Annotated in this window: 11 protein-coding genes; 6 read left to right on the forward strand and 5 right to left on the reverse strand. The window is 58.2% G+C overall.

Going from position 1 to position 10,788, the window contains the following annotated elements; translation table 11 throughout:
* Window positions 1–81 precede the first annotated feature (81 nt).
* The gene (locus tag EIK79_RS17475) at window positions 82–1,134 is read right to left on the reverse strand and encodes a thiamine pyrophosphate-dependent enzyme (RefSeq protein ID WP_124957047.1); all 1,053 of its coding nucleotides are present in this window, start codon (window positions 1,132–1,134) and stop codon (window positions 82–84) included.
* A 104-nt stretch (window positions 1,135–1,238) separates the two neighbouring features.
* On the opposite strand from EIK79_RS17475, the gene EIK79_RS17480 reads away from it, so the two are divergent.
* A complete protein-coding gene (locus EIK79_RS17480) occupies window positions 1,239–1,556 on the forward strand; it encodes a hypothetical protein (protein WP_124957049.1) in 318 nt (105 codons plus the stop codon).
* A 341-nt stretch (window positions 1,557–1,897) separates the two neighbouring features.
* On the opposite strand, the gene tmk is transcribed toward EIK79_RS17480, so the two are convergent.
* Window positions 1,898–2,473, reverse strand: a complete 576-nt coding sequence (tmk, locus tag EIK79_RS17485) for a dTMP kinase (RefSeq protein WP_124957051.1) — start codon at window positions 2,471–2,473, stop codon at window positions 1,898–1,900.
* A gap of 88 nt (window positions 2,474–2,561) precedes the next feature.
* Here tmk and EIK79_RS17490 point away from each other — a divergent pair, with 88 nt between their 5' ends.
* From EIK79_RS17490 to EIK79_RS17500, 3 genes are all read left to right on the forward strand, one after another.
* The gene (locus EIK79_RS17490; RefSeq protein ID WP_124957053.1) at window positions 2,562–3,479 is read left to right on the forward strand and encodes a complex I NDUFA9 subunit family protein; all 918 of its coding nucleotides are present in this window, start codon (window positions 2,562–2,564) and stop codon (window positions 3,477–3,479) included.
* A gap of 8 nt (window positions 3,480–3,487) precedes the next feature.
* The gene (locus EIK79_RS17495) at window positions 3,488–5,521 is read left to right on the forward strand and encodes a DEAD/DEAH box helicase (RefSeq protein ID WP_124957055.1); all 2,034 of its coding nucleotides are present in this window, start codon (window positions 3,488–3,490) and stop codon (window positions 5,519–5,521) included.
* A gap of 290 nt (window positions 5,522–5,811) precedes the next feature.
* Entirely contained in the window at window positions 5,812–6,381 is a 570-nt protein-coding gene (locus EIK79_RS17500; protein ID WP_124957057.1) for a GNAT family N-acetyltransferase, read from the forward strand.
* Window positions 6,382–6,400: 19 nt separating this feature from the next.
* On the opposite strand, the gene EIK79_RS17505 is transcribed toward EIK79_RS17500, so the two are convergent.
* Window positions 6,401–7,393, reverse strand: a complete 993-nt coding sequence (locus tag EIK79_RS17505) for a radical SAM protein (RefSeq protein ID WP_124957059.1) — start codon at window positions 7,391–7,393, stop codon at window positions 6,401–6,403.
* A gap of 158 nt (window positions 7,394–7,551) precedes the next feature.
* Entirely contained in the window at window positions 7,552–8,145 is a 594-nt protein-coding gene (locus tag EIK79_RS17510; RefSeq protein ID WP_185715694.1) for a YbhB/YbcL family Raf kinase inhibitor-like protein, read from the reverse strand.
* A 129-nt stretch (window positions 8,146–8,274) separates the two neighbouring features.
* Between EIK79_RS17510 and EIK79_RS17515 the strand changes: the two genes are divergently transcribed.
* On the forward strand, window positions 8,275–9,369 hold the full coding sequence (locus tag EIK79_RS17515; RefSeq protein WP_124957067.1) for a DUF373 family protein: 1,095 nt from the start codon (window positions 8,275–8,277) through the stop codon (window positions 9,367–9,369).
* Between the two features lie 105 nt (window positions 9,370–9,474).
* Here EIK79_RS17515 and EIK79_RS17520 read toward each other — a convergent pair whose 3' ends face one another.
* Window positions 9,475–10,098, reverse strand: coding sequence for an undecaprenyl-diphosphatase (locus EIK79_RS17520; RefSeq protein ID WP_124957063.1), 624 nt, complete (start codon window positions 10,096–10,098; stop codon window positions 9,475–9,477).
* A gap of 222 nt (window positions 10,099–10,320) precedes the next feature.
* On the opposite strand from EIK79_RS17520, the gene EIK79_RS17525 reads away from it, so the two are divergent.
* The gene (locus tag EIK79_RS17525) at window positions 10,321–10,659 is read left to right on the forward strand and encodes a hypothetical protein (RefSeq protein ID WP_124957065.1); all 339 of its coding nucleotides are present in this window, start codon (window positions 10,321–10,323) and stop codon (window positions 10,657–10,659) included.
* Window positions 10,660–10,788: the final 129 nt, after the last annotated feature.

A 10,788-nucleotide genomic window follows, 5' to 3' on the forward strand; every position in this document is an offset into this window, starting at 1 on the left:
GGCGGTTGCAGCGCGGTCGCGGGGCGGAGGCGGTGGCGGGGCGGACAAGGTGCAGCACCGCGAGCTTCGCTCGCGGCTTTTTTAGTCCAGGTTTTTTGCGGGAGGGTGAGCTTCGCTCACCCGAGCGGAAAAAAAGTGGGCTTGCTGCCGGAGACGCGGCGGGAGATCCGCATAAACGGGATCGAATACGTCTTCGGGTGACTCCGTTTCGGTCTCCTCGATCGTCTCGACGGCCGAACTGATCTGTTCGCGGGTCTGCTGTTCGATGTCGTCGACGAATCCATCCGTGATGATGTCCTGCTCCCGGAGATACTCCTCGAACCGTTCGATCGGGTCGGCAGTACGCCAGTCGGGAAGAGCAACATCGTCGCGGTAGCGGTCGGGATCGTCGCTAGTGGTGTGGGGACCCTGACGGTACGTGAGGCTCTCGACCAAAACCGGCTCCCCGTTGTCGGCGTGGTCAAGCGCGTTCGCAGCCGTTTCCGCGACAGCGAGCGGATCGTTGCCGTCGACTCGCATTCCCTCGATCCCGTAGGCGTCGGCCTTGGCCGCGATAGTCGGGGCTGCCGTCTGGCGGTCCCGAGGCAGGCTGATCGCCCAGTGATTGTTCTCACAGAAAAAGACGACCGGGGCGTCGAACACGCCAGCGAAGTTGAGCGCCTCGTGAAAATCACCCTCACTCGTCGCTCCATCTCCGAGATAACACAGCACCCGTGGCGTCTCGCTCGAATCGTCGTAGTCGATGGCCATCCCGATGCCGACAGCATGGAGCGTCTGCGTAGCGATCGGAACCGCCTGTGGAAAGACAGGACAGTCGGGATCCGAATGATACTCCGGATGGCCCCGCCGGAACCGGAGGATGTCGCTCAGTGGGATCCCACGAGCGAGTTGCATCGCGTTCGATCGGTACGTCGGCACGAGCCAATCCGTGTCCCGGAGCGCGTACGCTCCACCGACCTGTGAAGCCTCCTGCCCGTTGAACGGCGGATAGCCGCTCATCCAACCTCGTCGCTGGAGAGCCACCGCTCGTTCGTCGAACGTTCGTGCACGAACCATCTCTCGGAGTATCGCGCGTGTCTCCTCGGCGTCGAACGACGTATCGGCCACGTCGTTCTCAGTGATCACCCGGTGCATGCAGACGAGTCAACGCTAACTCTGAAAGACGTTGCGGACCGGCGGTGATCGACCGACCGACAGGGCTTCGACACGACAAAGAGGGCTGACACCAAAACACGCGTATGGTTTCGGTCGCTGACAGCGTCCAACTGCTCGTCATGCTCTTCGTCAATGCCACCGCTACGGCGCTCATGACCCGGTTTTTCCGCGTTCGCCTCACTACGAGATGGGGACCAGTGGTGTTCGCCCTCGCGCTCATCCCGCCCGTGCTTGTCATCCTCACACAGGTGATGAGTGCTGCCGGCTTCGGCTTCGATCTGGGAGATCCGGTCACCGTCGTTGTTCTCCTGATTCTCGTTCCGTTCGCGCTCGGAATGACGTTCGATTACTTCTGGATGCCCGATCCTGAGGAAGTGACCCTCCCAGATAAATACCAATAATGAATAATAAATTCCACATCATATATACTATTCGATGCTGTCGATGATCCCTACTATCGGTAATTGGCCTTAGTTTACTACATCAACTGGGAGTTGTCGAATTCCCACCGACGTAACCCGATCCAAGCCGGTGAGAGCCGTCTCTATCGAGTCGAATATGTTTCGATATTCGAGGAGGCAGTGAACAGGTTCGCGGAATGAACCGATCTGAACGCATCACTCACGGATTTCGTCGTCGCCCAGCAGATGGCCGACAGGGAGATCGATTACATCGTCACGTACGGCCGCCATTGTGACTGTTTCGACGTGACGACACTTCCGTATCGAGACTGACAGCGATATCATACCAACTGTTCGATTGTTCGTTCGACGCTGTCGATGACCGCCTCGGGCGATCGGTCAGCGTCAATGCGGACGAACCGCTCGGGTTCGTGATCGATGAGCCGTTCGTAGTTCGCTTGAACGGCGGCAAGGTGGTCGGCTTGTTCGAACTTGTCGTTCGCGCCAGCGCGTTGGGCACCCGTTTGTGGGGAGAGATCGAGATAGATCGTCGCGTCGGGCGGGCGCGTGAACGGCTGATGAATCCCTCGGACGTACTCCATTGGTCGGGGGACGACGCCCGCCAAGCTGGCTCCTTGGTAAGCGTACCGAGAATCGGCGTAGCGATCGGAGATGACGATGTCGCCACGGTCAAGCGCCGGGCGGATCACGCGCGCAAGGTGGTCGGCGTGGTCGGCCGTGTACAGAAACAATTCTGCGAGTGGATCGGCGTCGTTGTCAGAAAGCGACCGGCGGACAGAGTCGCCGTACCACGAATCAGTCGGTTCTTTAGTGAACACAGCGTCAACGCTGTCGTGTAGCGCTTCCCACACCGTCGTTTTCCCACTTCCGTCGATCCCTTCAATCGTGATGAGCATACGCTGGGTTCGCAGGCGAGATAATAAGCTGCCGTGATCTGTAGCTTCAGGCAGTAGATTTACGGATGTTTCCATTGAACAGAATGCCATGAACATACTTCTCGTGGGCGGAAGCGGATTCATCGGAACGACCTTGGCTGCGACGCTGATTGATCGAGACCACGACGTGACGGTGCTTGCTCGCACACCCAGCGAGTCGGAGCTGCCGGACGGCGTTGAAACCGCGGTAGGAGACGTGACGGCGCACGATTCGATCGCTCCCGCCTTCGAAGGGATGGACTGTGTAGTGAATCTGGTCGCCCTATCGCCGTTGTTCAAGCCGAGCGGTGGCAGCGAACAGCACTTTAAAGTCCATTTGGGCGGCACCGAGAACGTCGTGGCAGCCGCTGAAGAGCACGAGGTAAAACGAATCGTTCAGATGAGCGCGCTCGGGGCGGACCCACACGGGGAGACAGCGTACATCAAATCAAAAGGACAGGCCGAGATCGCTGTCCGAAACGCCGAGATGGAGCACGTCATCATCCGTCCCTCGATCGTATTCGGGGAGGGTGGAGAATTCGTCTCGTTCACGGAGATGCTCACGACGCCCGTCGTGACCGCGCTTCCGGGCGGTGGAACGACGCGGTTTCAGCCGATCTGGGTGGACGATCTCACAGAGATGCTCGCTGCTGCTATCGAAAACGATGACCATGCCGACGAAACGTACGAACTCGGCGGGCCGGAGGTGCTGTCGCTTGCGGATGTGACGGAGCTCGTCGCTCGATCGAACGGTCACTCGGTGACGATCGTGCCGATTCCGATGGCGCTCGTCACGACAGGTCTCTCGCTCATCGATCCGATTCCCGGCGCGCCGATGGGTGCCGATCAGGCCGAGTCCCTGAAGATGGACAACGTTGCTGCGGACAACGATATCGAGGCGTTCGGTATCGCGCCCGACGAACTGCGAACGCTCGAATCGTATCTCGGGCTCTCGACTCCGGGAGAGTCAAATACTCCCATCGGATAAGTTGGGACGTGTCACAGCAGGCTTCGGCAGTCGATACCCTGTTTCTTCACGAGCGATCCGACGACTTCACTGTCGTCGTCAACCGCAACGGAGAGCGGCTTTTCCAAGCAATCCTCGAACTGAAGGCCACGGATGCCGGTCCGCGTCCCGCACGGTTTCGCGTCCAACAGGATTCGGAGGAAGATCTCCGGCGGCCCGAGGAGTTCGTTGACATCGCCCGACGCGCCTCGCGTATTCGGATCTCCGAGCAGACCTCACGAGAGGGGCGGAACCGAGTTCAGTCGATGCTCGGGGGATATCAATTAGCGGGAAAAGTCGTCCGGACGTGTCGCCGGTGTGCGAACGCTGGTCGCTACTCGCCGTTGACGAGCGACACGGCGATCGAAACCGACAGCGAGCACGTCTGTCTCGACTGTGCGAAACGCGAACTTGAAAGCGAACTCAACTACCGAAGCCTTCAGTCGGGAGCGCGCGAGCGCCTCGAAGAGCTGTTGGTCGAGACTGGCGATCTCGATCGGATTGTGAACCTCTTGCAAGGACAGTTAGATCCCGATCTCACCAAGTTCGACGAGATCAGCGCCACGGTTGAGGCGGTTGATCCCGTTCCGACCGAATCGCTCGATCTACATCCCGATCTCTCGGCGTTGGTCACCGAACAGTTCGAGCAACTCCTGCCAGTGCAGAGTCTCGCGGTCAGAAACGGCGTTCTGTCAGGACGCGATCAGCTCGTGGTGAGCGCGACGGCGACCGGGAAGACGCTGATCGGGGAGCTTGCCGGAATCGATCGGGTGCTGTCGGGAGACGGCAAGATGCTCTTTCTCGTGCCGCTGGTCGCGTTGGCCAACCAGAAACACGAGCAGTTCACGGAGGCGTACGGCGACATCGTGGACGTGACGATCCGCGTTGGGGCCAGTCGGGTCCGAGACACCGGTGCCACGTTCCACCCCGACGCTGACGTGATCGTCGGCACCTACGAGGGGATTGACCACGCGCTCCGGACGGGCAAAGATCTCGGTAACATCGGGACTGTCGTCATCGACGAGGTTCACACGCTCGGAGAGACCGACCGCGGGCACCGGCTCGACGGACTCATCTCCCGGCTGAAACACCGGTGTGAGCAGGCCGCGACCGACACCCAGTGGGTGTATCTCTCAGCGACCGTTGGCAATCCGAAACAGCTCGCTGGCTCGTTGAAGGCGACGCTCATCGAGTTCGAAGAGCGGCCAGTGCCGATCGAGCGCCACGTTACCTTCGCAGAGGCACAGGAGAAATCACGGATCGAGAACAAACTCGTCAAACGGGCGTTCGACACGAAATCCTCGAAGGGGTACCGGGGGCAAACCATCATCTTCACCAACTCGCGGCGTCGGTGTCACTCGATCAGCCGATCGTTGGAGTATCCCAGCGCGCCGTATCACGCCGGGTTGGATTACAAACGCCGGAAGACGGTCGAACGAAAGTTCGGTGAGCAGGAGCTTGCGGCCGTGGTCACAACGGCCGCGCTCGCTGCTGGTGTCGACTTCCCGGCCTCGCAGGTGCTGTTTGACTCGCTCGCCATGGGTATCGAGTGGTTGTCGGTTCAAGAGTTCAGCCAGATGCTCGGGCGTGCCGGTCGGCCTGATTTCCACGACGAGGGCACCGTCTATCTGCTGGTCGAACCCGACGGCGTCTACCACAACTCCATGGAGATGACCGAGGACGAAACGGCGTTCAAACTCCTCAAGGGCGAGATGGAATCCGTTTACACTGGGTACGATGAATCGTCAGCAATCGAAGAGACGCTCGCCAACATCGTCGTCGGCGGTTCGAGCGCGAAGCGACTCAACGACCGCATGATCGGTAACGTGCCCACGAAACACGCGCTGGGGAAGCTCATCGAGTACGATTTCATCGACGGCACGACCCCGACGGATCTCGGGCGAGCAGTGTGTCGTCACTTCCTCGACCCGAAACAGGCGTTCGTCATGCTCAACGGCATCCGCTCGGGCGACGATCCCGACGACATCGTGGCCGATATCGAACTGCTCGATTCGGATGGGTGACTCCTCGTATCTCTTCTCTTGCAACCCGAGATCACGGGAGTGTCGTCGTAAGAGTACATGTCCACACGTGAGGCGTTTAGATAGACCGCTGATGATACATTGAGGAATTATATCATTTTTCGGCAATAAATTGTGGTTGCAGAATAGTTATAACGAACACACAGTGATATCGTACAAGAGTTGTCCGATGACCTTGCGTGAACATTTCTAACTGATTGTTGATTGGTTACGTAGCAGGGGTGAGTCGGTGAAGAAGAGTACCCGAATACGCAATAGCAGTCGCTGTATCCATGTCAGGACCAACGTTCATCGAATGCGACCGCGTTGAATTACAAACAGTTGAAGAAGAAGACATCGAATTCCTGCAACGAGGCGTCAATCAGCCGGAGGTTCGTCACCACATCGAAGCATTTCGAACGCCGATCAATGGCGAACAGTACCGAGAGCTGTTCGAGTCGATCGACAGCGATGAAGATGGTGTGACGCTCCTTGTCGTTCCCCATGAGGGTGTGTCTGCCGGCGACCCGATCGGGTCGGTGCAGCTGTATCCCGTCAACCACGCACGCGGGTTTGCGAATCTCGGTGTTTGGTTCATGCCTCAAACGTGGGGAAACGGCTACGCGACGGAAGCCAGCGCATATCTCATTGACTATGGCTTCCAACAGCTGGGGCTGCACCGGATCTCGGCAGTGTCAAACAGTCCAAACGAGGCATCGATTTCACTGTGCGAGCGGCTCGGCTTCGTCCATGAGGGCACGAGCCGAGAGCTGGGATTCGTTGATGGCGAATATATCGACCTCGAACGGTATGGCTTGCTTGCCACGGAGTGGGACGGCCCGCAAGCGGTACTCGGTCAGTAGGATTCGATCGAGAACCCACTCACGCCAACGGCGTCCGTTCCACGACGGTGCCGTTCACCGTGGGATACTGCTCGATGACTTCGCCGCGACCGGCGTCGCCCTCCTCGATCAGTTCCTCAAGGAGCCACCACGCGAGTTCGACGTGCTCAGATTTCACAGTGTAGAACTCCTCTGGCACGCCGAGCGTTCGGAGGTCCGATTCGGACAGCCACGTTTTGCCATAAACGAGCGTGCCGTCGTCGGTCACCTCATCGAACGGTCGGCGGACGTTGCGCGCCATGCGTTTCAACCGGTTGCGGTGTTGAGCGGCGTCTTTGAACACGCTGGTGCAGAAATACACCCGCTCGTGGTCGCCCATCACATCAAGCACGTCGTGGCTCCCCTCGACAGCGCTCATGTGTCCCTCTCGGAGTTCAAAGCCCTGTTCTTTCATCCGCTGGGCGTTGCCGTCGCTCATCTCGAACTCGTTTACGTTACAAAAGTCGGCCGCGCCCTCATCGAGGAATTCCAGAAATTCCGGCTCGGCTCGAATCCCTGGGATCTCGAACGCCGGGGTAAGCCCCTCTTCACGGGCGATGTACAGGATCTCCTCCCATTCAGTGCCGTGAAGATCGCCCCACAGTTCGAGAGGGGGATGAAACCGGATCTCATCCAGTCCAGCAGCCGCGAGTCGGCGCATGTTTTCCCGACCGCCGGTGATCCCAGTGTACAGATGGGTGTGGTGGTCCTCACCGAACTCCTCTTTCAACAGCGAAAGATACCGACAGGTCCGATCCATGGCCTCCTGTGGTTCGCCGCCGGTGATCGACGTGCCCAGCGCGTCCATGCGCTTTGCCTCGCGGATCACATCCTCGTCGGACTCGACGAGGCGCTCGTTCGCGTACACATCCGTGACGTTCTTGCGATTCTCACCGAGCGGACAGTAAAAACAGTCGCGCTGATCACAGTAGCCGTAAACGAACAACACCATCTTGCCCCCCTCGGCACACTGTTCACAGCCCTTTGAGATCATTCGTTACATCCGGTACTCCATCGAAGGGGAAAAATCGTGTGTTCTTTCGATCGGTGGAGCGTGTGACCCGTCCTATAAGCCCGAGTACATTATTCCAGTGACCGCGATCTGACGCTCGATTTCGACACCGTCGGCGGGGGTCTAATGGCGGGTCGGGATTATCGTTCGTACGTCGCGGTGAGCGTGGCCGATCCAAGGCGTTGGTCTTGCATGGCTGTCTTGAGATCGGCCCACGTTGCCCCGGGGTTAACAGTAAGCATCGAGGTGAGCGAGTACAACGTGAACGCGTAGGTGTGTGGCCCATCTCCCCTTGGAGGGCAGGGACCGGTGTATCCGATCTCGTTTGCGCTGTTGGTGCCTTGGACGATCGGCCCGTTCGTACCGCTATCTGGAAACCCAGGATCAGTGCCGCGTTCGGAAAGGGAAACCGTCGCCCGTTGGGGAATCCCACTCGGAAGCACGGCCGTGTCTGGAGGAATGTTCCAGATGAGCCAGTGAACGTACGGTTCTGGGCTTGGGACGTCGGCATCAACCATCACGAGAGCAAGCGACTCCGTCTCGCGGGCGACATCCGAAATCTCGATCTCAGGGGAGCTATTGCTGCCATCACAAGTGTGCTGCGCTGGAATCGATCCGTCCGAGAACGCAGGAGCAAACAGCCCCGGAGACGGGTCCTGCTCCGTCTCGCTCGAACAGCCAGCGAGCACCGTCATCGTCACAACCGTGCCGAGCACCTGACGCCTCGTTCGCATGGGTCGGTATCTGTTCGGTAGACGCATATACCCCCCGCTGCCAGCGTTGTATGTGTTTATGACGCTTTCACTCGTCGGAAAAGCGGACGCCGTTAAATTAGTTACCCTAGGCATGCGTAGCGTTACGTGATGTTGGTGGTCCTCTGTGTCGACCTTGACGACGATCTCGGACGCAAGACCGGACAGCAGACACCGGTCATTGGACGCGAATCCGTCGAGGAAGCAGCTGTCGCGCTCGCCACCGCCGATCCCGAGGACTCGGACGTTAACGTGTTATTCGAAGGTATTCATCTCTCCGAGGATATCGACGATGAGACGATCGAGGTTGCGGCCGTCACTGGGACGAACGGGAGTGACGTCGCCGCCAATCGAGCCGTTGGAGAAGAGATTGACACCGTTCTGGCGTCCCTGTCGACGGGTGAAGACGTTCACGCGATCGTCGTGACCGACGGCGCACAGGACGAGAGCGTCATCCCAGTCATTCGCTCGCGGGTCCCGATCGACAGCGTTCGTCGTGTCGTCGTCAGACAGGCACAGGACCTCGAATCGATGTACTACACCCTCAAACAGGTGCTCGCTGATCCGGAGACGCGAGGCACCATTCTGGTACCACTCGGGATACTGTTGCTCGTCTATCCGCTCATGGAGATCGTGAAGTTCTTTCAGCTCCCGAGCGCGACGTTCGGCGTGCTGAGTGGGCTGTTCGGGGGCTATCTGCTCGTTCGCGGACTCGGTCTCGATCAGACGCTCGACGCAGCGGTCGAGCGCGTCCGAACGGGGCTGTACACCGGTCGGGTGACGCTTGTAACGTACGTCGTCGCGGCCGCTCTGATCGTGATTGGTGGTGTTAGCGGAATAGAAACACTGGCAGAACAGCCCAACGGGATCGGTGTTCTTCCGACAGGAGCAACGTTCGTGTACGGTTCGGTCCAGTGGCTCGCTGCTGCCGGTATCACAGCGAGCCTCGGTCACGTCACCGACGAGTATCTCCGGGAACGGTTCCGGTGGCGACACCTCAACGCGCCGTTTTACGTGCTCGCCATCGCGGCCGTCCTCTACAGCGTGAGCGCATTCGTGCTCGAAACCGTCACCCTCTCGACGCTGGCGATCGTTCTCACAGCGAGTACGTTACTCGGTGTGTTCAGCACGCTCGCCTTCGCCATTGCCGAATCGCGCTTCGCCTCCGATCCGAACGCGAGCGATCGGCGGGACACCTCTCCCTGAACGTTAGCCGAACACGACTGTGATAGCGTGTGCCACTCGACGATGGAATATTCCGATCAATTCGACGCGGCATCGGCGTCTTGCGACGAAGGTGTCTGCCAGAACTCAGAGCGCCCCAGACAGCGCAGTTCTCAGCCGATCCTCGATTTGGACACAATGACTTGCGAAGTCGACGACAACACCTCTGCCGGCGTACACCACTGTGAAACCCAACAGTGATACACCGACGGCACCGATGATGTCGATCGGGTAGTGGACGCCGACGTACACTCGACTGACGCCAACGAGTGAAGCGAACACTAGCGCAACGGATCCCTGCCATCGATCTTGAAGATAGAATAGGGGCCACGCGAATGCGAACATGACTGTCGTGTGTTGGCTCGGGAACGAGTTTTCAGGGGCTTCTACAACTAGTGTCTCGTATCCGGCCATATACGGCGCAGGGTGGCTGTAGAGCTGCCCCATGATGTAGGAGAGTGCGAGACCCACGACGATCGTGACGAAAACGAACACTGATTTCGTTTTTCCCGGACGTGAGCCGAGGCTGAGCGAACTGTGAGTTCGTTCCGATCCTGAAGTGAACCAGAGATAAAGGAGGACCAACGGAACCAAGTAGACGATGTTTTCGGCTGCAAAGATCATCACTTCGTTAAGAATTGGATGTCCAAGGTGGCTTGTGAAGATCTCCTCATACGGTAGTAGAAGACTCACTGGTGGGAGTACTGTCATGCAGTGTTGGCTATTCGACAGTCCCTATTAAACGTGGCAGATCGTTTGTGCCAAATACCATCAGTGTATGGTGCTACACTGATATTCAGTGGTGATACAGCCACTGAGAATTCGTCGGTATATCTGCTCGATACGACGCTCAACAGCATGATAGCGCGATATATGGCTGTCTCCGCACCATAATCATCAAAAAATATAACACTAGACCGGTGATAGCGGTGTATGGTTGGCAAATCGGCATCGCTACTCACAAAGACACAGCGCCAGCGGATTCGAAACGAGTTTGGTGATCTCGATGAAGAGAAGACACACCGAGACCAGCAACGCATCCGAAAGCGGGTTCGATCGGGGCTTTTTGATTTTCAGTTCCTTGCCGATTATCCAGACCGGCAGTTTGCGTTACTGCTCGATGATGTCTCCAAAGCGGAACTGCGAGCAGCACTTGCAGACACTACCATCGTCGTAGAACGTCTCCGGGAACAGTCTGACATCGATCGGGCGGACGTGATACAGTTACGAGCGCATACCTGCGTCTTCAGGCGCAGGTCGAGCGGACCATAGCGTACACAACCTCATTCGATAGCTGAACTGGATCTCTCTACGCTTTTCGGTGGTTTTATAGTCGCTCAAGGTATAGTGTGCAGTACGATGAAGACCACACGGCACGCGACCTACAACCTCAACTACCAC

The organism is Halocatena pleomorpha, from assembly GCF_003862495.1.
Taxonomy (GTDB): Archaea; Halobacteriota; Halobacteria; order Halobacteriales; family Haloarculaceae; genus Halocatena; species Halocatena pleomorpha.